The organism is Microbacterium sp. CCNWLW41, assembly GCF_037083505.1.
Genome location: NZ_JBAOJP010000012.1, coordinates 183911 through 205754, shown reverse-complemented (window position 1 = coordinate 205754; position 21844 = coordinate 183911). Strand labels below are relative to the sequence as shown.

The window sequence follows — 21844 nt, the reverse complement described above, 5'->3', positions numbered from 1 at the left end:
CGCCGGTAGGCTTGCAGGGTGTCGTCCCACACCTATGCCGCGGCCGGCGTCGACACGGCCGCCGGCGATCGCGCCGTCGAGCTCATGAAGTCCGCCGTCCGTGCCACGCACGGTCCCGAGGTCCTCGGAGGCGTCGGCGGATTCGCCGGCATGTTCGACGCCTCGGCGCTGCTCGGCTACACCCGTCCGCTGCTCGCGTCGAGCACCGACGGCGTCGGCACGAAGGTGGCGATCGCGCAGGCCATCGACAAGCACGACACCATCGGTCACGACCTCGTCGGCATGGTGGTCGACGACATCGTGGTCGTCGGCGCGAAGCCCCTGTTCATGACCGACTACATCGCGTGCGGCAAGGTCTTCCCCGAGCGGATCGCCGACATCGTCCGCGGCATCGCCGAGGCGTGCACGCTGACCGGCACGGCGCTCGTGGGCGGCGAGACGGCGGAGCACCCGGGCCTTCTCGGGATCAACGACTACGACGTGGCCGGAGCGGCGACGGGCGTCGTCGAGGCGGATCGCCTGCTCGGCGCCGAGCGCGTCCAGGACGGCGACGTCGTCCTGGCCCTGGCGTCCAGCGGCCTGCACTCCAACGGCTACTCGCTCGTGCGCCACATCATCGCGAACGCGGGGATCTCGTACGGCGACAACGCCGCGGACCTCGGCGCGACGTGGGGCGAGGCGCTGCTGACCCCCACGCGCCTGTACACGACGCCGCTGCTCGGGGTCGCGGAGACGTACGGCGACCGGCTGCACGCTCTCAGCCACGTCACCGGCGGCGGCATCGCGGCGAACCTCGCCCGCGTCCTCCCGCAGGGCAGCTGGGCCGAGGTGGATCGCTCCACGTGGTCTCCTGCTCCGGTCTTCCGGGTGCTCGGCGACATCGCCGGCACGACGCTGGAGTCCAGCGAGGGCACCTGGAACCTGGGGATCGGGTTCCTCGCGGTGGTCGACCAGACCGCCGCCGGCGACATCGCCGCCGCACTCACGGCGGGCGGCATCGACACCTGGCAGGTCGCGACGGTGCACACCGGCGCCCGTCCGGACGGCGAGTTCGAACAGGGGGCGAAGGGCGTGGACGGCGGAGCCGTGCGCCTGGTCGGCACCTATCGAGAAGGCGAGTGAAACCACCCCTATGTGCGGCATCGTCGGAATGGTCGGGTCCGGCCCGGTCAACCAGGACATCTACGACGCGCTCCTGCTGCTCCAGCACCGAGGACAGGACGCGACCGGCATCGCCACGGCGGAGCCGAGCGGCGTCATGCACATGGCCAAGGCGTCCGGCATGGTCCGGGAGGCCTTCCGCACGAGGGACATGCGCTCCCTGCTCGGAAGCGTCGGCCTCGGCCACGTCCGCTACGCCACCAAGGGAACGGCCTCCAGCGAGGAGGAGGCCCAGCCGTTCTACGTGAACGCGCCGTACGGCATCATCCTCATCCACAACGGCAACCTCACCAACACGCGCGAGCTCACCGCCGACATGGAGCAGCGCGACCGGCGCCACCTCAACTCCTCCAGCGACACAGAGCTGCTGCTCAACGTCCTCGCCAACGAGCTGCAGACGACGACATCCTCCGAGGACCTGGATCCGGAGCGGATCTTCGAGGCGGTGTCGCGCACGCACGAACGGATCGAGGGCGCGTACGCCGTGATCGCGATCATCGCCGGCTACGGCCTGCTCGCGTTCCGCGACCCGTTCGGCATCCGGCCCCTGATCCTGGGCCGTCGCCCCGCGTCGGGCGGCGCGGAGGCGGGAAGCCCGGAGCACGAGTGGGTGGTCGCCAGCGAGTCGCTCGTCCTCGAGAACGCCGACTACGAGGTGGTGCGCGAGGTCGCCCCGGGCGAGGCCGTGTTCATCACGAACGACGGCGAGCTGTTCACGCGCCAGTGCGCCCGGGAGACGCGGCTCACCCCCTGCGCGTTCGAGTACGTCTACCTCGCCCGTCCCGACTCCGTGATGAACGGCGTCTCGGTCTACGAGTCGCGGCTGCGGATGGGGGAGCGTCTGGCGGACACGATCGCCAAGCACGTGCCGCTGGACCAGATCGATGTCGTCATGCCGATCCCGGACTCGTCTCGGCCGGCCGCCATGGAGGTGGCCCGCAAGCTCGGGATCGAGTACCGCGAGGGCTTCTATAAGAACCGCTACGTCGGGCGGACGTTCATCATGCCGGGGCAGGCGGTGCGCAAGAAGAGCGTGCGGCAGAAGCTGAACGCGATGTCGACGGAGTTCCGCGGCAAGAACGTCCTGCTCATCGACGACTCGATCGTGCGCGGCACCACCAGCCAGCAGATCATCCAGATGGCGAGGGACGCGGGGGCGAAGTCGGTGATCTTCGCCTCGGCGGCTCCGCCGATCCGTCACCCGCACGTGTACGGCATCAACATGCCCTCCAAGCACGAGCTCGTCGCGTACGGGCGCACCATTCCGGAGATCGCGGAGGTGCTCGGCGCCGACCGCATGGTCTATCAGGAGGTCGAGGATCTCAAGGCCGCCATCATCGAAGGCTCGGACCTGGAGGACCTGGACATGAGTCCTTTCGACGGTCGTTACATCACCGGGACGGTGACGGAGGAGTACCTCGCCTGGCTCGAGGGGTCGCAGACCTCGTGAGGGGCGCGCGGTGAGCGGCGCCCAGGTGCGCGGGGGGCGCGTGCTGGCGCTCCTCGGGATCGTGCTGTGCGCGTTCTCGCTGCGCTCCGCCGTGGCGTCCCTGTCGCCGGTGGTGGATCACATCGCCGTGGACTTCCCCCTGTCCTCGGCCGTCGTGGGCCTCATCGGCACGGCGCCGCCGATCTGCTTCGCCGTCTTCGGCCTGCTGACCCCGCTGTTCGAGCGCCGGCTCGGACTGGAGCGCGTGGCCGTGATCGCCCTGGTCGCCATCACGGCGGGGCTGGTCCTGCGCGGCTTCGCCGTCGACTCGATCACGCTGCTGCTGGCCACCGCCCTGGTGTTCGCCGGCGTCGGCATGGGAAACATCCTCCTTCCGCCCCTGGTGAAGAAGTACTTCCCCGACCGGCTGGGTGCCATGATGACCGTCTACACGACGGCGATGGCGTTCTCGACCTTCCTTCCTCCGCTCGTGGCCGTGCCGGTCGCGGATGCCGCGGGCTGGCGGTTCTCCCTCGCGTTGTGGGCGGCGTTCGCGGTCACCGGGCTCGTCCCGTGGCTGCTGCTGATCCTCCGTGAGCGCGCCGCCGGCCGGGTCGAGGCCGCGGCCACTCCGGCGCCGACGAAGCGCGCGGACGACGAGCGCTTCCTCGCCGAGATCGAGGACGAGCAGGCGGAGCTGGACCCGGCGGTGGTGGGCACCGGCCCGATCGTCGTGGTCCCGGCGAGCTCACGCATCTTCGCGCGGGTCGCGGGCGTGCCGCTGTCCTGGGCGATCGCCCTCGTGTTCGGGACGTCGTCGACGATGGCGTACGTCGCGTTCGCGTGGCTTCCGACCATCGTGATCGACCAGGCCGGGGTGAGCCCGGCGACGGCGGGCCTGCTGCTGTCGTTCTTCGCGTTCATCGGCCTTCCCGGATCCCTGATCGTGCCGGTGCTGATCGTCCGCCTGCAGGCGACCCTGCCGCTGTACCTGTTCGGGGTGCTCGGCGGCTTCGTCGGGCTCATGGGGCTGCTGTTCGCGCCGTCGCCGTCGCTCGTGTGGCTGTGGGTGGGCCTGTACGGCCTGGTCGGCATGCTGTTCCCCCTCGCGCTCGTGCTCATCAGCATCCGGGCGAGGACCCCCGCGAGCGCCGTCGCGCTCAGCGGGTTCGCGCAGAGCGCGGGCTACACGCTGGCGGCGATCTTCCCCCTTCTCATCGGCATGCTGCACGACACCACGGGCGGGTGGCAGGTGCCCCTGATCGTCGTGGCATCCATGCTCGTCGTCTCGGTGCCCGCGGGCATCTACGTCAGCCGCCGCCGCACGGTGGAGGACGACTGGGAGCGCCGGCACGCCCGCCAGTGGTGAGGACCCCGCGCGAGAACAGGCAGACGCGCGAGAACAGGCAGATCTGCGGAGAATCCGCCTGATGTCGCGTGATCGCCTGATGTCGCGAGCGGGGGCGACGGGAGCGGAGCGGCGGGAGCGCGGCGAGGGGCGAGCGCTCGGCGCGGATCAGGCGAGGAGGACCTCGTCGCCGACGCGGATCACGCCGCTGACGGGGGAGTCCGCGCTGCCGGCGTCGCCGACGCGGCCGGTGCTGTCGCCGACGGGGAGCAGCATGCGTCCGAGCGTCGGCTCGGGCTGATCGAACGCCGTCGTCAGGGTCGTCAGCACCTTGGCGTCCCGGACGCCCGTGTCGGGATTGGCGTGGGTCGCCAGGCATCGGGCGAGCGTCCCCTCCAGCGTGAACGTCACCTCACCGATCCGCAGACGTCCCTGCCATTCGAGCTCGTCCCAGGCGCCGACCCCCTCGATCACGACGTTCGAGCGGAAGCGCCGGTCGTCGACCTCCTGGCCGAGCGCTCCGCCGAGCGCCGCGACGCTCTCCCTGCTGTGCAGCGTCACGTAGCCGCGGGCCTGGTCCTGGAAGCGCGAGGCGATGCCGTCGCCGAGGAGGGAGAGCGGGAGCCGGCCGGGACGCTGCAGGCGCTTGCCCTCCGAAGACGCCAGGACGTAGTCGGTGACCGCGGACTCGATCTCGGCGCGGCCGGCGTCATCCAGCCCGGCGTCGACGAGCACGACGTCGTCCCGGGTGATGCGGATGCGGAGCGCCTCATCGTCGTAGTCGAGCCGGAGCGCGGCGAGGGCGGGAAACTCCTGCAGTGCCAGGCCCTTGGACTTCGCCCACCGGTCGAGGCCGTCCCGGTCCTCCGGCTGCGTCGCGTCCGCGAAGCGGAACGCCAGCACGCGATCGCCTGCGATCCGGCCGTCGGCCTGGACCGTCAGGGAGTCGCAGGACTGCGGAGTGAAGCTCTTGACGGGGTGGCGGTACAGGGCGACGACGCGAGCGGTGGCGCGGTGGGGCATGTCGTCCATCCTCCCAGGCGCGGGACGGCGCCGAGGACGAGGGGTGTCCAGTCCCGGACAACGAGGAAGCCCTGACCGGTGAGCACTGCGGCTCGCCGGTCAGGGCGACGGATCGAGAGGGGTCACGCCCGCTCGAGCTCGTCCTCGTCTTCGTCCGCGTACTGGTCGGCCCACTTGTCGACGTAGGCGTCCTCGTCGCTCTGCGGGTGACCGAGCTCGCGCTCCAGGGCGGAGTAGTTCACCGCGGGACTGTACGACTTCAGTTCGCGGGCGATCTTCGTGTGCTTTGCCTTCTGACGGCCACGGCCCATGCGCGAGACCCCCTTACTGTAAGCAACAGGCGCAACGGGGCCCGTTGGTTATTCACGGCACCGGCTCGCGGCCGGTAAGAGTAGCATTCAGGATAGCACGGAGGCCAGGGCCCCCGGCCTCGATCGCGCCAGCGAAGGGAAGTGATGACGTGTCCGACACCGCCCCCACCCCCAACGAGGACGACCTCCAGAACCCCCGGCTGCACCACGCCGTGATCGTGGCGATGCAGCCCGATCAGCCCGCGCGCGTGCTGTCGGAGGGGATCCGTTACGCCCGTCTCCTCGACGTCCCGCTGGTCGTCGTGCACGTCGACGTCACGCGGTTCGTGACCTACGAGGATCCCGACGGCTACGTCCACTCCGCCCCCATCGACATGAACATCGACGCGGGCGTCGCGGAGTTCGAGAGCGTCCGCGCCGCCGCGGAGGAGGCGCTCGCCGATACTGGTCTCACCTGGACCGCCCGACAGCTCGTGGGCGATCCCGCCCTGGCCATCAAGCAGCTCGCCGGCAAGCTCGACGCGCAGCTCATCGTGGTCGGGACGCGGCGTCGCGGACTCGGGGAGTCGATCCGCGAGTTCTTCACCGGATCCGTCGCCGCGCGGCTCTCGCATCGTCAGTCCCGCCCGATCCTCGTCGTGCCGCTGGAGGAGCCCGTCCCGGACGACCAGAAGGAGATCTGGACGGAGTAGCCGGCGCACCGGGTCGGCGTTTCGTCTCGCTGGCGCTCGCTCACCGACCGGACGGGGGCGTGATGCCGATCGTCACCGCGCGGGCGGCGGCGTCGAGCGCGTCCTCGAGATCGGCGACGACCGACTCGGAGAGCACTCCGCCGCGGGCCACGTGCGTCCGCAGGTCCGTGCGCACCCGTGCGCGGAAGGCGTTGATCGCGGCGTCGGCGCGGTGGAGCTGCTCCCGGCTGGTGAACCGGGCGTCGTCGGACGCGGAGCGCGGACGCGGGCGCGACGCCGAGGCGATGCGCTCGTCGTGGGCGGCAGAGGCGAGATCGGCCCGGAGGCTCTTCATGGCGTCCTGCACGCTCTGGCGCACCTCGTTGGCGATCAGGCGCACCGAGTCCGCCAGCCCCGCCTCGATCCCGGCGATGTCGTCCTCCCGGGCGGCGAGCTCGGCGCGTCCCGCATCGGTGATCGCGTAGATGGTGGTGCGGCCGTCGACGGTCTTGGTCACCAGCCCCTCCTCCTCCAGCTTCGCGAGCCGGGGATAGATCGTGCCGGCGCTCGGGGTGTAGGTCCCGCCCGTGCGATCCGTGAGCGCCTGGATGATGCCGTAGCCGTGCTGCGGGGACTCCGCGAGCAGGGACAGGAGGTACAGGCGCAGGTCGCCGTGCGAGAAGACCGCGGGGCTCACAGCAGGTCCTCCCCGTCGGCGGTGAAGGCGACCGGGTCCTCGGCGGCGCTGCGGCGCAGCACGGTCACGTCGCCGGAGACGGTGTTGGTGCGCAGGTCCACGAAGGATCCCGCGAGCTCGCCGGTGCGCCCCGTGTAGTTCGTGGGGCCGCTGGATCCGCGATCCACGCCGTCCACGAGCAGGCGTCCGCTCATCGAGCGCAGGACGTAGTTGGCGGCCAGGCCCTCGTCGAGGCGGATGGTCGCGTTGCCGGAGACGCTGTTCAGGTTCACCGTGTTCACGGGGCCGGTCGCGTCGATGACCATCGCGCCGGACACCGTGTCGATGGTGGCCTTGCGCAGCGTGCCGGTGAGCGCGATGTCGCCGGAGACGCTGTTGGCGTTGGCGGAGCCGGTCAGCCCGCGCACCTGCACGTCGCCGGAGACGGAGTTGATCGTGAGGTCGCCCGTGTGGGTGTCGACGATGATGTCGCCGGAGACGGTGTTCAGGCGCGCGTCCTTCTCGATGCCCGAGATGAGGGCGCCGGCGCTGACGACGCCGAGGGTGAGGGCGATGCCGCGGGGGACGGCCACGCTGACCTCCGCCTTGGGGCCGCCGGAGCCGAAGTTGCGGAACACCTCGAGGAAGTTGTCCCATCCCAGCTGGGGGTGGTCGATCTCCACCTCCGACCCGTTGGACTCGATCCGCAGGTCCTTGGTCGTCACGCCGTGCACCTCGATGCGGATGCCCGGCTCGTCGTGGGCGATGACGTCGATCTGGCCGCCGACGAGGCCGACCTTCAGGCGGGCGGCGCTCTCGATGTCGATGACGCGCTCCTCACCGGGGGCGATGAGCCACTTCTCGGTCATGGGGTTCTCCTGTCGTGGTGATCGAGATATATCGTGTCGGTCGAGCGTAACACGATATATCTCGACTTTGTCAAGAGCGCGCGCAGAGTCTGGGTTGACATTGACGCGACGTCAACTTTTACCGTGGAGACATCGACACGGAAAGGAGACGAGATGGCAGGTCGGGACTGGTCGATCCAGGAGATCGCGCGCCTCGCCGGCACGACGAGCAGGACGCTGCGTCACTACGACGACATCGGGCTGCTCCCGCCGACGCGGATCGCCCCGAACGGGTACCGGCACTATGACGAGCGCGCGCTCGTGCGTCTGCAGCGGATCCTCCTGCTGCGCGAGCTCGGGCTCGGACTGCCGCAGATCGCGACCGTGCTCGATCCGTCGCGCGCGTCCCGGGCCTCGGACTCCGAGGCCTCCGCGCTCGAGACGCACCTCGCATGGCTGCGCGAGGAGCAGGACCGGCTGACGCGGCAGATCGCGTCGGTCGAGAACACCATCACCGCATTGAGAGGAGGTGAGAACCTCATGGCAGAGAACATGTTCGACGGCTTCGACCACACGCAGTACAAGGACGAGGTTGAGCAGCGCTGGGGCACCCAGGCGTACGCCGACGGCGACCGCTGGTGGCGGGGGATGTCCGACGAGGAGCGCGCCGCGTGGCAGCAGCGCGTCTCCGACCTCGGTCGCGACTGGATCGCGGCCGCGGAGAGCGGGATCGATCCGGCCTCCGAGGAGGCGCAGAGCCTCGCCCGCCGCCACGTGGAGTGGCTCACGGGGGTCCCCGGGACGCCCGCCGCCGTTCCCGGCGGAGACGTGAAGGGGTACGTGATCGGCCTCGGCGAGATGTACGTCGCCGACCCGCGCTTCGGCGCGAACTACGCGACGTCCGACGGGAGCACCCGCGGCGCCGAGTTCGTCCGCGACGCGCTCCGCGTCTACGCGGAGGCAAACCTGTAGCCGTGCACCGGCGTGGCCGGGACGGAGCGCCGCGGGCCGGGAGCCTGCGGCGCCCCGTCCCCTGCATCGCCGCCTCGTGCGTCCGCACCGTGGACATCGGCGCGGTTCGCTCCGGTCCTGCCTCTGCGGACCGGGTCGGTCGGGTCGGGTCTGTGCCGCCCGCGGGAATAGAGTGGCGGGCGTGACCCGCTCCCGACTCGCGCCCGTGCTGCTCGTCGCGGCCGGGGGCACGATCGGGACGGCGGCGCGACTCGGTCTGGGGCTCGTGATCCCCGAGTCCGACGGCCTGCCCGTCCCCATCCTCGTGGCGAACCTGCTCGGTGCCTTCTGCCTCGGGCTCGTCGCGGCGCGCCTTCCCGGTTCGTCGGGGATGCGGCTGTTCCTCGGCACCGGGCTGCTGGGCGGGTTCACGACCTACAGTGCCTTCACCGTCGGGACGATCACGCTCGCCGAGACGGCGCCCTGGCTGGCGGCCGCGTACGCGGTCGGGAGCGTCATCCTCGGGATCGCCGCCGCAGCCGCGGGCCTGCGCATCGCCCGGCCGCGGAGGGAGCGGGCATGACGCCCCTGCTGTTCGCCGCCGCCGCGCTCGCGGGGGGAGCCGGGGCCGTGGTCCGCTACCTCGTCGACCGGGGTGTCGCCCGCCTCGTCGGCACGGGCTTCCCGTGGGGCGTCTTCCTCATCAACGTCTCGGGATCCTTCGCCCTGGGCTGGATCACCGCCCAGCTGCCGTCGGACGCGACCTTCGTCCTCGGCGCCGGATTCCTCGGCGGGTACACGACGTTCAGCACGGCGATGCTCGACGTCGTCGCGCTGTGGCGCGACGGGGAGCGCGGCGCGGCGCTGTTCCACTCCGCCGGCATGGTCGTGGCCGGGGTCCTCGCCGCCATCGCCGGACTCGCGACCGGCGCCGCGCTGCGCTGAGCCGGGGTGCGTTTCGTCTCGGTGCTGCGCTCCTCGCTCGACGACCGGCGCGGTGATCCCCTCGGTCGTTGAGCGAGCGGAGCGAGTCGAAACGTGCTGAGCCGGGGCGTTTCGTCTCGTCGCTGCGCTCCTCGCTCAACGACCGGGGATCGCTGCGCTCCTCGGTCGACGACCGGAGGGCGGGTCAGCGCGGGCGGCGCGGGGAGAAGCGCGAGAGCGCCATCGACAGCACGAGCGCGACGAGGATGCCGATCACGGGCGGGATCCCGAACCCGGTCTGCCCGGACACCCAGGCGGCTGCGCACGCGAGCGCGTAGGCGGCGAGGTTCACCGGGTTGATCCGGGGGAGCGGCTCGCCCTCGGGCATCTGGGTCCGCCGCCAGCGGGCCAGGTAGTCGCCGACGATCACGCCGCCGAGCGGCGGGATGAAGGTGCCGAGCAGGCCCAGATATTGCGGCAGGTGCTCGTGCACGCCGACGAGCGCCAGGACCGTGCCGATGACGGACCCGCCGATCACGAACGGGATCTTGCTCGGCTTCTCGAAGAGCTCCGCGCCCGCGACCCCGAACGCGTACGCGGTGTCCGCATTCGACTTCCAGAGGTTGCCGAACAGCAGGAACAGCCCCCAGCCGACCAGCCCCAGCTGGTACAGCACCAGCACGAAGTCGCCCTCGCCGAACGTGATCGCCCCGATCGCGCCGAAGAAGATCATGAGACCGTTGCCGATGAGGAACCCGACGAGGCACGCGACGACGGCCTGTCCGCCCGTGCGCCCGAATCGGGTCCAGTTCGGCGCCTGTGTGCCCGCGGAGACGAAGGTGCCCACCACGGTGGTCACGGCTGCGGCGAGGGACATCGACGCGGTCGGGTGGATCGCGGCGAGCCCGGCCCAGCCGCCCACCTCGTCGAGGGAGCGGAACATCACCCAGAAGGCGAGGATCAGGATGAGGGGCGTGGAGACGAGCGACACCCAGTACATGCCGCGGTACCCGTAGCAGGCGGTGGCGCACATCAGCGCGCTGACGGCGATCATGATCGCCGCACGGGCGGGATACGAGTCCCAGCCGAACGCCTGTGCCGTGAGGTCGCCGATGGTGCCGATCACCACCCCGTACCAGCCGATCTGCGTCCCGCCCAGAAGGATGGAGGCGAGCTTGGAGCCTCGGGTGCCGAGCGCGTACCGCGCCATGACCACCGTCGTGAGCCCCGTGCGGGCTCCGATCCAGCCCAGCACGGCCACATAGGCGCCCAGCACGAGGGACCCGAGCAGGATGATGAGCAGCAGGTCGCTGAGTCCGAAGGACGTGCCGAGCGTCGCCCCCGCCAGCATCGTCGGCGTGAAGATCGTGAAGCCCAGCAGCACGACCATGAGGGAGAAGAACCCCTTGCGCGCGTGTCGCGGCACGGGGGTGACCGGATAGTCCGGATCCATGGGGGCGGGCGGGGCGGCCTCCTCCTCGGAGGAGCCTGAGGTCCGTCCGGGAGCGCTCACGCGCGGGAGCCGAGGTCGCTCGCCTCGACGCCGATGTCCTCGGCCCAGAGCTCGGGACGCTCGGTCATCATCCGGTCCATGAGGGCGATGCAGGTCTCGTCGTCGGCGACGACGAGCTCCTTGTCGTTCGAGCGGAGCCAGTCCTCCGACTCCTGGAAGGAGCGGTTCTCACCGATCACGATGCGGGGGATCTCGTAGAGCGTCGCGGTCCCGGCGCACATGTAGCACGGCGAGAGGGTGGTGTAGAGGACGCTCTCCCGATACACGCTCGCGGGCAGGCGCCCGGCGTTCTCGAGGCAGTCGGTCTCCCCGTGGCGGATGACGCTGCCCATCTGCACACGGCGGTTGCGGCCGACGGCGAGCACCTCGCCGCGGTGCACGAGCGCCGCGCCGATCGGGATGCCGCCCTCGTCCCATCCGATCCGAGCCTGCTCGATCGCGAGATCCAGGAACCGTCGGTCGTCCGCGCTCAGCTGCATGGTCTCCATCGTATCGACGACCCGGCCTCGACCCCGCGGGCGGGACCGCTCTCAGCCCGGGCACAAGCGCCTAATGTACAAACGTACAGACCAGGGGAGGCGCGGAATGGGACAGGTGAGGCGACGGCGGGATCCCGAGGCGCGCCGCCGCGCGATCGTGACCGCCGCCGCCGAGCTCGTGACCGAGGTCGGCGTGGACGCGATGACGCACCGGATGGTCGCCGCCCGCGCCGGCGTCCCGCTCGGCGCGACCACCCAGTACTTCGACACGCTCGACGATCTGCGCGCGGCGGCCCTCGCGCACCTCGCCGAGGAGATCGACGCGCGCGTCGACGGCGTCCGGGTGGCGCTGGAGGAGCAGGGGGCCAGCGCGCGGTCGATCACGCGCCTGCTCGTCACCGCGCTCGCCGACGCCCGCACCCTCCAGGCCGACCGCGCGGTGGTGACCGCCGCCGTGCACGACCCGTCCGTGCGTGAGCTCGCGCGGCGTTGGTGGGCGCGCATGGCCGGCTTCCTCGAGCCCGTGCACGGTCCGCGTCGCGCCGAGACCGCCGCGATCTTCATCGACGGCGTCCTGTGGCATTCTCTGATCAGCGACACTCCCCCCGATGAGCCGACGATCGAGGCCGGCCTGGCCGCGATCCTCGGCGAGACGGGACGTTCCCCCGGCGCCGCCGACCCCTCCGCGTCCGATATCCCCGCCCGCGCATCCTGAACCGAGAGAGCATCCGTGTCCAAGCTCGCCGTCCTCAGTCTCCGCAACCGCGCGCTCATCGCGCTCATCACCATCGTCGCCGCCGTCTTCGGCGGGATCTCCCTGACCACGTTGAAGCAGGAGCTCATCCCGTCCATCGAGTTCCCGCAGCTCGCGATCGTCGCGCAGTACCCCGGCGCCTCGCCGGAGGTCGTCGAGAACGACCTGTCCACCCCGATCGAGACGGCCATCCAGGGCGTGCCCGGACTGGATTCGTCGACCGCGACGAGCACCGCCAACGCCTCGATCATCCAGGCCTCGTTCGCGTACGGCACGGACCTCGCGACCGCCGAGCAGAAGATCACGCAGGCCATCGGCCGGATCAAGGCGCAGCTGCCCGAGGACGTGGATCCGCAGGTGATCGCCGCGAGCATCGACGACTTCCCCGTCATCCAGCTCGCCGTGACCGGTTTCGACGACGCCGACGCCGCGCAGCAGCGGATCACCGACACGGTCATCCCGAAGATCGAGGACCTGGACGGGGTGAACGCCGCGTCGCTCGTCGGCGGTCAGGGCAAGCGCATCACGATCACGCCGGATCAGGCGGCGCTGGCCCAGGCCGGGACGACGCCGCAGGCGATCCGGGACGCGCTCGAGCAGAACGGCATGCTCTTCCCCGGTGGCTCCATCACGCAGGGCGACGAGACGCTCACCGTGCAGACGGGGGACAAGCTCACCTCCGTCGAGCAGCTCCAGGCGCTGCCGCTGGTCGGTACGACCACGACTCTCGGAGCGGTGGCGAGCGTCGAGCTCGCGGACGACCCGGTCACGTCGATCTCGCGCGTGGACGGGGAGCCGGCACTGACGATCGCCGTCACCAAGCTCCCCTCCGCGAACACGGTCGACGTCTCGCGCGCCGTGACGGAGCTCCTCCCGAGCCTCGCCGACGACCTGAACGGCGCGACCTTCACGACCGTCTTCGACCAGGCGCCGTACATCCAGCAGTCGATCGAGTCGCTCGCGCAGGAGGGTCTGCTGGGACTGGTCTTCGCGGTGGTCGTGATCCTCGTGTTCCTGCTGTCGGTGCGCTCGACGCTCGTCACCGCGATCTCGATCCCGACCAGCGTGCTCATCACCTTCATCGGGATCCAGGCCTTCGGCTACTCCCTCAACATCCTCACGCTCGGCGCGCTCACCATCGCGATCGGGCGGGTCGTGGACGACTCCATCGTCGTGATCGAGAACATCAAGCGCCACTACGTGGGCGACGCCGACAAGAAGGCGTCCATCCTCCTCGCCGTGCGCGAGGTCGCGATGGCGATCACCGCGTCCACGCTGACCACCGTGGCGGTGTTCCTGCCGATCGCGTTCGTGGGCGACATGACCGGCGAGCTGTTCCGTCCGTTCGCGCTCACCGTCACCATCGCGATGTCCGCGTCCCTGTTCGTCGCGCTGACGATCGTGCCCGTGCTGGCGTACTGGTTCCTGCGACCGGGCAAGCCGCTGCTCGACGCGGACGGCCGGGCGATCGATCCGGAGCACCCGGACGCTCCGCCCTCGCGGCTGCAGAAGTCGTACATTCCGATCCTGGCATGGACGCTCCGCCACTCCTGGGCGACCCTGGGCCTCGCCGTCGTGGTGCTGGTCGGGACGATCGCCGCCGCGCCGCTGATGAAGGTGAACTTCCTCGGCGACTCCGGGCAGAACACCTTCACGATGACGCAGTCGCTCGGCGAGGCGCCGAGTCTGGAGGCGGAGGACGCCGCCGCGCAGAAGGTGGAGGAGGCGCTGAAGGACGTCCCTGGGATCGAGACCGTGCAGGTCTCGATCGGCTCCAGCGGCTCGGCGCTGCGCGACGCGTTCTCCGGGGGAGGGTCGGGCGTCACGTACTCCATCACGACCGATGCCGACGCCGACCAGGAGACGGTCCGCGCCGATGTCCAGGAGGCGGTGAAGGACCTGGCGGACGTCGGCGAGATCACGGTCGCCGCCGGCGGAGGCGGCTTCGCGTCCTCGGACGTGGAGATCGACGTGTCCGCGCCGGACTCTGAGACGCTCGCGACGGCGACCGACGCCCTCGTCGCCGAGCTGACCGATGCGGACGGCGTGCGCCAGGTCTCGAGCAACCTGTCCGCGTCCCTGCCGTTCGTGGCCGTGCAGGTCGATCGGGCCGCGGCGGCGACGTACGGTCTGAGCGAGGTCGCGGTCGGCGGGATGGTCTCCCAGGCGATGCGCCCGCAGCAGCTCGGCACGGTCGAGATCGACGGATCCTCGCTGACGGTCTACCTGCAGTCGGCGAACCCGCCTGCGACGATCGACGAGCTCAAGGCCCTCGCCGTGCCGACGCCGTTCGGCATGCTGCGCCTGGACCAGATCGCTGCGGTGCAGGAGAGCGAGAGCCCCGCGTCGATCACCACGCAGCGCGGGCAGCGCACCGCGACCATCACCGTCACCCCCGAGGGCGACGACCTGAACGCCGCGTCCGCGACCGTGACTGCCGCGATCGACGACGCGAAGCTGCCTTCCGGCGCAGACGCGAAGCTGGGCGGGGTGCTCACCCAGCAGCAGGACGCGTTCGTCCAGCTGGGGATCGCGATGCTCGCGGCGATCCTCATCGTGTACATCGTCATGGTGGCGACGTTCCGGTCGCTCCGTCAGCCGCTGCTGCTGCTGGTGTCGGTGCCGTTCGCCGCGACGGGGGCGATCCTGCTGCAGATCGTCACGGGCGTGCCCCTCGGGGTGGCGTCGCTGATCGGCGTGCTGATGCTCATCGGCATCGTCGTGACGAACGCGATCGTGCTCGTGGACCTTGTGAACCAGTACCGCGAGAAGGGGATGAGCGCCCACGACGCGACCATCGCGGGGGGATCGCGGCGACTGCGCCCGATCCTCATGACCGCGCTCGCGACGATCTTCGCGCTGACCCCGATGGCGCTCGGGATCACCGGCCACGGCGGGTTCATCTCCCAGCCGCTCGCGATCGTGGTGATCGGCGGACTCGTGTCCTCGACCGTGCTGACCCTGCTCGTCCTCCCGACCCTCTACAACCTCGTGGAGGGCGCGAGGGAGCGCCGCCGGGCGCGCCGCGGCGACGCCCCGGAGGACGACGGCGGTAGCGGCGACGGCGCAGACGAGCGCGGCGTGGGCGGTGACGCTCCGCACGCAGGCGGCACGCGTCGTTCAGCCGAAGGAGGCTCGGCGCCGGTGCTCACGCGGCGAGAGCTCCGCGAGCGCGGTCTCCCCGCCGCCAACGATCTGGACTGATCCCCACGGCGGAAAGCCCCAACGGCCGCTTCCCGGTCGCCTTGCGGGCTCGCCGCATCGGGGTCCTCTAGGCTGAGTGGAGCGTCGCGTGCCGTCGGCAGACCGTGTCGGGCATGGAGGCGCCGGACGGAAGGCATCGGCGTGACGTCGTCTCCTCCCTCTGCCGCCGCGGATCGCGAGCGGTTGTCCGCCTGGGCGAGCGAGCTGCGGGCCGTGCACGAGCGACTGCGTGCAGCGTTGCGGGCCGCCCGGGAATCGTCGTCTTTCGCGACGGCCGATCCCGATGCGCCCGCGCGCGAGCTGCTGCTGTACTGCCATGGTTTCTGCGCGGCGCTGGACGGGCACCACCGTGCGGAGGACCGGCGCCTGTTCCCCGCCGTGGAGGACGCGCATCCCGAGCTGGCCCCGATCCTGCGCACGCTGGAGCAGGATCACTCGATGATCGCGCACCTGCTCGCCGGGCTCCGGAACGCCGTGGACCGCGCGGCCGGTCCGGTCGAGCTGGAGCGTCATCTCGAGGGAATCGCCGCGATCATGGAGAGCCATTTCCGGTACGAGGAGAAGATGCTGCTCACCGTGCTGGAGACCCTCCAGCTGGACGCTCCGGCCGACGAGGTGCTCGGCGGGTTCTGAGGCGAGGCGCGTCCGCGTCGACCGGCGCACGGTGAAGTACCGCTCCGGTACGGTGAGCACCGGAGGGGAATCGCATGAGTCAGGGGGCGCAGCCGGGCAGCGCGAGGATGATCGACGTGCTCGAGGATGCGCTCGGTGATACCGCGACGGAGGTATCCGTCTGGCGGGCCACCCGAGGCAGGAATGCCCAGCAGCTCGGTGTTCGGCTGCTGGACTCCTACGAACGTCTCGATCTCGTTGCCGTGCCACCGCTGGCGGAGGGCGAACGACGCCCCGCGTACCTCTCCACAGTCGGGTTTCCGGAGGGAGATCCGGAGCAGGACTTCATTTGGCGGACACTGATCTATGCCGATTCCTGCGCGGTGCCAGATGATCTCGCACTCTGGCGTGAAGTGGCGCGGGACGGCCGGTCGTCGGACCTCGGCTTCATGCAGGGGACTCGCACGCGGGACCTCGCCCGGAAGATTCTGCGGAACGCGGAGTTGGAGCGTGCTGGCCTGGTGCACTACGTGCAGCCCCTGAGCTCGTTGAGGAAAGTGGACAGCGAAGCACGCGACGATCTTGACGTTATCGCGGACGGTGATCACGGGAGTTACACCTGGCAGCAGGTACGGGCCATCGCGCCGCTGGCCGCCGAATGGGCGGGCATTGCGCCGCGATTCGCTGATCAGGAGCGAGCCGTGATGCCGTACCTCTCTCTTTGGCTGGACGAGCTTCGCGACCTGTTCGCCTACGTCGCGATGCTGGACGGCGCTGTCGACATCGCGCTGCCGGACTGGATGCCGGGTCCCGAGTTGCTCGACTGGATGCTCGGTTCGACGCGGTGGGGTCGTGGAGTGGATCTGGCGGACGCATCGGAGGCCGCCGTGCTGAGCACCTTGCTGCGACTGCCGAATCTTGCCGGCGCAGAGCTGCGGGGACTCACCTCGCGTGACCTCATCGGCATGCGACAGGAACCCGGATTCTCGACTTACCGGGCTGATCTGCGGCGGGTGCTCGTCTCCTTACCGCTCGCCCCGAATCGTCGGGAGGCGTTTGACGCCGTGCAGGAGATGCAGGCGAGGCGGGACGAACTGGAACGGCGCGTCTCACGCCGCAGCGACACGTTGCGGCCGCTGACCGACGCCACCGCGACGGGGGTGTTGATCGGTGCCGCTGCCGGGATGCTCTCCCAGCAGGTGCTCCCCGCGGTAGCGCTCGGCGTGATCCCGTATCTCATCCCGCTTGCCGGTGCTGTGCGTGCGGGACGGCATCGGGAGCGAACGAGCCCGTACACGGTGTTTCTCAACGCCGCTTCTGTCGACGGAAGGGGACGGCCGCGTTCGCGGGTGGATCCGTCGATGCGGGACGCGATCACCGGACGACCTATCGTGAGTCCGATGAGCCGGTGGTTCCGAGAGTGAGGGACTTCGGGTTCCGTGTCGACGGCGGGGTGTGGCTGTTCCCGATCGGAACGCCCTTGGTGGAAGCCGCGGGTATCGCCTTGCCGTCCGGTGCGCTTTCGAACGAAGTTCGGGAACGACTCGTGGTCCCGGATGGAGACCACCGCAGGGTGCCGACGAGTGTGGGCGTGGCGATCGATCTGCATTCGCCGTGGGAGCTGAGGATGATCACTGCTTCCGTCGACGGCACAGGGGAGCCGGTGTCTGTGTGCTCGCTGGATGCGGGCGTCTCCGCGGAGTGGCTGGGCGCGATCGAGCGCCAGCGGGCGGTGTTGCTCTGGGCCTACGAAGACGTCTTTGCAGCGGAACGGTTCTTCGAGTCGCGCGTGGTGAATCGAGTGATCGATCCACCAATGCTCGCGGGAGTCGCGCTCGGGATGGCGCCGTTGACCTTGCGGGCCTGGTTCGGCGAGGAGCAGTGGCGGCACCCTCTGTTCGCGGCAACGCCGCCGCCCTGGCGCCTCCTCCGGCGTCACGAGGAAGAGGAGCTGCCCAACCTCCGAGCGTGACTCACCTTCGCGGGCGACCGATGAGCGTCGCCCGTAGGAAGACTCTCCGGCTGGACGCCTCGCCGACCGAAGCCCTCGGCCCCCTCTGACTCCTCACCCTCCCCGCCCTTGTCGAGTGGTCAGTTTCTGTGGGTTGAACGGCCCTGAGCCCACAAAAACTGACCACTCGACAGGAGGGGAGGGGAGGGGAGCGAGCGGTCAGGACGTGAAGGCGATGCCCCACTCCAGCGTCCAGGTCTCGTCGGGGGCGAGGCGGCGCAGGCCCCGGCCGGAGTTGAACGCCTCGGCGGGAGCTGTCATCGGCTCGATCGCGACGGCGAGGTCCTGGTCCGGATAGCGGTCGGTCGTGAACGCCTGGACGAAGTCGAACCCTTCGCCTTGCCAGAGCGTCACCCGGTGGCCGTCGGGCGCCTCGAGCGTGCTGCGGACCCGGCCGTCGGCGTCCCGGCGCAGCGCGGCGAACCCGGTGTCGAGCGTGACGTCGCCGAGGCGCCGGCCCTGCCTCAGGTCCGTGCCGTCGGTCACCGGCGACTCGCCGATCGGCAGCAGTCGCTCGTCGGTCTCGAAGTACGTCTCCGCCGGGACCCGCAGGACGAGGGATCGCGGATCGGCGCCTCCGATGGTGACGAACGGATGCGTGCCCAGCGCGACGGGCGCGTCCGCGGCGGAACGGTTCGTCAGCGCGTGGGTCACGGTGATCCCGTCCTCGGCAAGGGCGTACTCCACGGACGTCTCGACGAGGTACGGGTATCCCGTCTGCGGCACGATCGTCGCTCGGAGCAGGACGCGGGCGTCATCCTGCTCCGCGACCTCATACGCCGTGAAGCGCAGGAGGCCGTGGCTGGCGTTGCGCAGCTTCGGCTCCGTGACCGCCAGCGCTCGCGTGACGCCCCCGTCCTGCCAGACGCCGTCGCGGATCCGGTTGGGCCACGGGACCAGGACCACGCCGGAGCACAGCGGGGTCGGCTCGTCGTCCGGATAGGGCGGGACGACGATCGTCCCGCCGACCGTCAGATGCCGCAGCGAGGCGCCGACCTGGGCGATCCGGGCGGTCACGTCGCCGCGGTGAAGGTCGATCTGCAAGCCGGTGGGAGAGGTCATTCCGTCATCGTACGACCGCGCTCGGAGCGGTGTGCGGGTCACATCGCGGTGAAGCCGTTGTCCACGAACAGGTGATGTCCATTGACGAACCTCGAGTCGTCGCTCGCGAGGAAAAGCGCCGCGCGGGCTACATCCTCGGGCTCGCCGATACGACCTTGCTGCTCGGCCAGCGCGCTTTCCGACGCGTCGACGCCGAACGCGCTCAGCCTTTCGATCTCCGCGAGCCCGTGCGGCGTCCGGATGAAGCCCGGACAGATAGCGTTGCTGCGGATTCCGCGGTCGCGGTACTCGACGGCGATGGCCCGCGCGAACATGTGGCAGGCGCCCTTCGTCGTGTCGTACAGCACCTCGGTGGGGGTGGCCGCGACCGCCGAGATGGATGAGGTCGAGATGATCGAACCCTCTCCGGCCTCCAGCATCTGCGGGAGCACCGCGCGGGTCGTTAAGAACATGGAGCGCACGTTCACCCCGTGCAGCCAATCCCACTCCTCGACGGTGAGCTCGAGGAAGGGCTTGATGACGATCGTCCCCGCATGGTTGAACAGGGTCGTCGCCGGGCCCAGCCGATCGGTCACGGATCTGACTGCATCGATGACTTGATCCTCTTGCGAGACATCGGCCACGGCGAAGACAGCCTCGCCGCCGGCCTCGCAGATCCGGCGCGTCGTGTCACGGGCCTGTTCCTCGTTGCGGTCGATGATTCCAACCTTGGCGCCTTCGCGGGCGAACAGTTCCGCTGAAGCTCCGCCCATGCCCGTCGCGCCGCCTGAGATGATTGCGACCTTGCCTTCCAGCCGTCCCGTCATGACTTCTCCTTCTCCATCGGCGTCTCGTGCTGTGCGTGGGCGATGTCCAGCGGTGCCCCTTGTCGCCCGCCGGTCACGGCGAACTCCTCCTCTGGGGAGAGCACGAGCCGGAACCGGCGGTAGAACGCGAAATATGCCATCCCGACGAGGTACCACACGAGCGCGGCGACAGCGGCCCACCGGTAGAGCGGATCCAGGAACTGATACACGAGCGTCAGCCCGCAAATCCCGATGGTCACGATCGCGCCGGGTACGCCGAAGCGGCTCCGGAACGGTCGTGCGATGTCGGGGTAGAGCTGCCGCAGCCGGATGAACGAGATGCTCTGCAGCACGTATGACACCATGCCCGAGAAGACGATCATGCTGACGAGGAAGCCGCCCATGAAGGTCGGGTTGTCGCGGCCGCCCAGGAACCACAGGATCATCAGGGCTCCCAACGCGAGCCCGGATCCTGCGGCGAGGGCACGGTTGGGAGTCTTGGTGCGCGGGTTCGTCTGCGACAATCCCGTGGGTAAGTATCCTGCTCGCGACAGCGAATAGATGTTGCGTCCGCCGGCGAAGCTGCCTGCGAGGAAACTGGCTGCGAGGCCCAACACGGCAATGCCGGCGAGCAGCTTCGCGAGGCCGTCACCGAACAGGGCGCGCAGGCCATCGAGCAGCGGTTCGCCCGATTCGCCGAGCGCCGAAGCGCCATTCGGGATGGCTGCGCCGAAGAACAGCACGCCCAACGCCAGAATGAACAGAGTCACGATCGACAGCAACAACGCCCGCGGCATGTCGCGCTTGGGGTTCTTGGATTCCTCAGCGGTCAGTGGTAGTTGCTCGACGGCGAGGAACATGTATACGGCGAACGGCAGCGCAAGCATGATGCCAGTGGCACCGAAGGGAAGGAACGGGGCTCCGCCCCCGTCGACGGGGCCGTCGGGGCCGACGTCGAAGGCGAAGCGCAGTACGTCGACCTGAGGGGCTGCCAGCAAGAAGAAGAAGATGAGCACGGCCACCGCCGCCACCGTGATGACCACGACCACCCGCATGGACAACTCCAGGCCCCGGAGCGACAGTCCCAGCATCACGAGGTATCCGCCAACCCACCACAGCGGCAGCGACCACGTGGGGGCGTCGAAGATCGCCGCGAGGTACGACGACATGAAGAACATGTTGGCCGCCGGGGCGAGAACGAACTCGATGTTCTCTGCGAGGCCCGTGCTGAACCCGCCCCACGGCCCCATCGCGCTCCGGGAGAACGAGTATGCGCCGCCCGTGTGTGGCATGGCCGCGCTCATCTCGCCAATGGATGAGCACAGCAGGACATACATGGCGCCAATGATGACGATCGCCAGCAGCATGCCGCCGAACCCACCTTGTAGCAGCCCCAGGTTCCAGCCGGAGTATTGGCCGGCGATCACGGCGCCGACGCCGAGCATCCACAGCGTAAACAGGCCAGCATGTCGCTTTAGCTGTCGGCTCTGGAAGTACTCCTCAGAGACCCGCTGATATCGCACACCGCTGTTCGAAGCGTTGGTCGAATCCGTCACAGAGATCCTTCTTCCTCGAAGGGCGCCGGGCTTGCTGCGCGCCGCTACCGTTCTTGTCTTGCGCGCGATTCCCGTTAGCAATCGCACCCGGGACCCATATCCATCTGGTGATCAAAAACCTAGACGACGGACTGTGCAGACTGTCTGCGACAGCGTAGGGGGCACCCCGTCGATCGCTCTCCCCCGAATCCGGATCCTGAGAATATGGGCACTGACGGTCATGCACTGTGCGCGTCTGGGCAAGGTCTTCTTCTGTCTTCGACTCGGATATCTGGCATGCGATCTCGGGTCCGTTCGTTGGTGACGGGCGGTCAGATCGAGGCGTCGTCGGTGCCGCCAGCAGCCGCTCAGGCCCGACCGGTAGACTGGAGCGGTCGGCTTCGGGCACCCGCTCACCCTCGTACGTCGAGGCGCGGGGATCGTTGTTCCTGAAGTGTGAGCCCAGGGGCCGATGGTGAGCGTCGTCGAAGAGATGCGGCGCCATGACCACCATCACAGGAATGGCCCCCGGCCGATGACAGCCCGG

Annotated in this window: 21 protein-coding genes; 12 read left to right on the top strand and 9 right to left on the bottom strand. The window is 69.7% G+C overall.

The window, feature by feature from the left end:
• Window positions 1–18: 18 nt before the first annotated feature.
• The 3 genes from purM to V6R91_RS32305 are packed head-to-tail and all read left to right on the top strand — an operon-like array spanning window position 19 to window position 3959.
• Window positions 19–1122: a phosphoribosylformylglycinamidine cyclo-ligase gene (gene purM, locus V6R91_RS32315; RefSeq protein ID WP_336398756.1), complete on the top strand. Its 1104-nt coding sequence runs from the start codon at window positions 19–21 to the stop codon at window positions 1120–1122.
• Between the two features lie 10 nt (window positions 1123–1132).
• Window positions 1133–2611 (top strand): amidophosphoribosyltransferase, encoded by a 1479-nt coding sequence (gene purF, locus V6R91_RS32310; RefSeq protein WP_336398755.1) that lies wholly within the window; start codon window positions 1133–1135, stop codon window positions 2609–2611.
• Between the two features lie 10 nt (window positions 2612–2621).
• Window positions 2622–3959, top strand: a complete 1338-nt coding sequence (locus tag V6R91_RS32305; RefSeq protein WP_336398754.1) for an MFS transporter — start codon at window positions 2622–2624, stop codon at window positions 3957–3959.
• 147 nt (window positions 3960–4106) lie between these two features.
• On the opposite strand, the gene V6R91_RS32300 is transcribed toward V6R91_RS32305, so the two are convergent.
• Together V6R91_RS32300 and V6R91_RS32295 are read right to left on the bottom strand one after the other, a co-directional pair.
• Complete coding sequence (locus V6R91_RS32300; protein WP_271061369.1) at window positions 4107–4961, bottom strand: MOSC domain-containing protein; 855 nt, start codon at window positions 4959–4961, stop codon at window positions 4107–4109.
• A gap of 122 nt (window positions 4962–5083) precedes the next feature.
• Complete coding sequence (locus V6R91_RS32295) at window positions 5084–5272, bottom strand: DUF3073 domain-containing protein (protein ID WP_271061368.1); 189 nt, start codon at window positions 5270–5272, stop codon at window positions 5084–5086.
• A gap of 224 nt (window positions 5273–5496) precedes the next feature.
• On the opposite strand from V6R91_RS32295, the gene V6R91_RS32290 reads away from it, so the two are divergent.
• Entirely contained in the window at window positions 5497–5964 is a 468-nt protein-coding gene (locus V6R91_RS32290) for a universal stress protein (RefSeq protein ID WP_378819771.1), read from the top strand.
• A gap of 40 nt (window positions 5965–6004) precedes the next feature.
• Here the strand turns inward: V6R91_RS32290 and V6R91_RS32285 are convergent, their stop codons facing one another.
• Window positions 6005–6640 (bottom strand): PadR family transcriptional regulator, encoded by a 636-nt coding sequence (locus tag V6R91_RS32285; RefSeq protein ID WP_336398752.1) that lies wholly within the window; start codon window positions 6638–6640, stop codon window positions 6005–6007.
• Entirely contained in the window at window positions 6637–7488 is an 852-nt protein-coding gene (locus tag V6R91_RS32280) for a DUF4097 family beta strand repeat-containing protein (RefSeq protein ID WP_336398751.1), read from the bottom strand. The genes V6R91_RS32285 and V6R91_RS32280 overlap by 4 nt, the downstream gene beginning before the upstream one ends.
• A 153-nt stretch (window positions 7489–7641) precedes the next feature.
• Here V6R91_RS32280 and V6R91_RS32275 point away from each other — a divergent pair, with 153 nt between their 5' ends.
• The 3 genes from V6R91_RS32275 (at window position 7642) to V6R91_RS32265 (ending at window position 9363) form a co-directional block, all read left to right on the top strand.
• On the top strand, window positions 7642–8439 hold the full coding sequence (locus tag V6R91_RS32275) for a MerR family transcriptional regulator (RefSeq protein ID WP_067245346.1): 798 nt from the start codon (window positions 7642–7644) through the stop codon (window positions 8437–8439).
• A gap of 181 nt (window positions 8440–8620) precedes the next feature.
• On the top strand, window positions 8621–9001 hold the full coding sequence (locus tag V6R91_RS32270; protein ID WP_336398750.1) for a fluoride efflux transporter FluC: 381 nt from the start codon (window positions 8621–8623) through the stop codon (window positions 8999–9001).
• Window positions 8998–9363, top strand: coding sequence for a fluoride efflux transporter FluC (locus V6R91_RS32265; RefSeq protein WP_336398749.1), 366 nt, complete (start codon window positions 8998–9000; stop codon window positions 9361–9363). The genes V6R91_RS32270 and V6R91_RS32265 overlap by 4 nt, the downstream gene beginning before the upstream one ends.
• Before the next feature lie 184 nt (window positions 9364–9547).
• Here V6R91_RS32265 and codB read toward each other — a convergent pair whose 3' ends face one another.
• Both codB and V6R91_RS32255 read right to left on the bottom strand, forming a co-directional pair.
• Window positions 9548–10855 carry a cytosine permease gene (gene codB / locus V6R91_RS32260; RefSeq protein WP_336398748.1) on the bottom strand — a complete coding sequence of 436 codons (1308 nt, stop codon included), beginning with the start codon at window positions 10853–10855 and terminating at the stop codon, window positions 9548–9550.
• Window positions 10852–11334: a nucleoside deaminase gene (locus V6R91_RS32255; protein ID WP_336398747.1), complete on the bottom strand. Its 483-nt coding sequence runs from the start codon at window positions 11332–11334 to the stop codon at window positions 10852–10854. The genes codB and V6R91_RS32255 overlap by 4 nt, the downstream gene beginning before the upstream one ends.
• Before the next feature lie 106 nt (window positions 11335–11440).
• Here V6R91_RS32255 and V6R91_RS32250 point away from each other — a divergent pair, with 106 nt between their 5' ends.
• The 5 genes from V6R91_RS32250 (at window position 11441) to V6R91_RS32230 (ending at window position 17876) form a co-directional block, all read left to right on the top strand.
• Window positions 11441–12049 (top strand): TetR/AcrR family transcriptional regulator, encoded by a 609-nt coding sequence (locus V6R91_RS32250; protein ID WP_271061516.1) that lies wholly within the window; start codon window positions 11441–11443, stop codon window positions 12047–12049.
• Between the two features lie 15 nt (window positions 12050–12064).
• Window positions 12065–15292, top strand: coding sequence for an efflux RND transporter permease subunit (locus V6R91_RS32245; protein WP_336398746.1), 3228 nt, complete (start codon window positions 12065–12067; stop codon window positions 15290–15292).
• 141 nt (window positions 15293–15433) lie between these two features.
• Complete coding sequence (locus tag V6R91_RS32240; protein WP_336398745.1) at window positions 15434–15925, top strand: hemerythrin domain-containing protein; 492 nt, start codon at window positions 15434–15436, stop codon at window positions 15923–15925.
• Window positions 15926–15999: 74 nt separating this feature from the next.
• On the top strand, window positions 16000–17328 hold the full coding sequence (locus V6R91_RS32235) for a hypothetical protein (RefSeq protein WP_336398744.1): 1329 nt from the start codon (window positions 16000–16002) through the stop codon (window positions 17326–17328).
• A gap of 167 nt (window positions 17329–17495) precedes the next feature.
• Window positions 17496–17876, top strand: a complete 381-nt coding sequence (locus V6R91_RS32230) for a hypothetical protein (protein WP_271061520.1) — start codon at window positions 17496–17498, stop codon at window positions 17874–17876.
• 198 nt (window positions 17877–18074) lie between these two features.
• Here the strand turns inward: V6R91_RS32230 and V6R91_RS32225 are convergent, their stop codons facing one another.
• The 3 genes from V6R91_RS32225 to V6R91_RS32215 are packed head-to-tail and all read right to left on the bottom strand — an operon-like array spanning window position 18075 to window position 21222.
• Window positions 18075–18977 carry an aldose 1-epimerase family protein gene (locus V6R91_RS32225; RefSeq protein WP_271061521.1) on the bottom strand — a complete coding sequence of 301 codons (903 nt, stop codon included), beginning with the start codon at window positions 18975–18977 and terminating at the stop codon, window positions 18075–18077.
• A 38-nt stretch (window positions 18978–19015) separates the two neighbouring features.
• Complete coding sequence (locus V6R91_RS32220) at window positions 19016–19783, bottom strand: SDR family NAD(P)-dependent oxidoreductase (RefSeq protein ID WP_271061522.1); 768 nt, start codon at window positions 19781–19783, stop codon at window positions 19016–19018.
• Complete coding sequence (locus tag V6R91_RS32215) at window positions 19780–21222, bottom strand: amino acid permease (RefSeq protein ID WP_442928211.1); 1443 nt, start codon at window positions 21220–21222, stop codon at window positions 19780–19782. The genes V6R91_RS32220 and V6R91_RS32215 overlap by 4 nt, the downstream gene beginning before the upstream one ends.
• Window positions 21223–21844 lie beyond the last annotated feature (622 nt).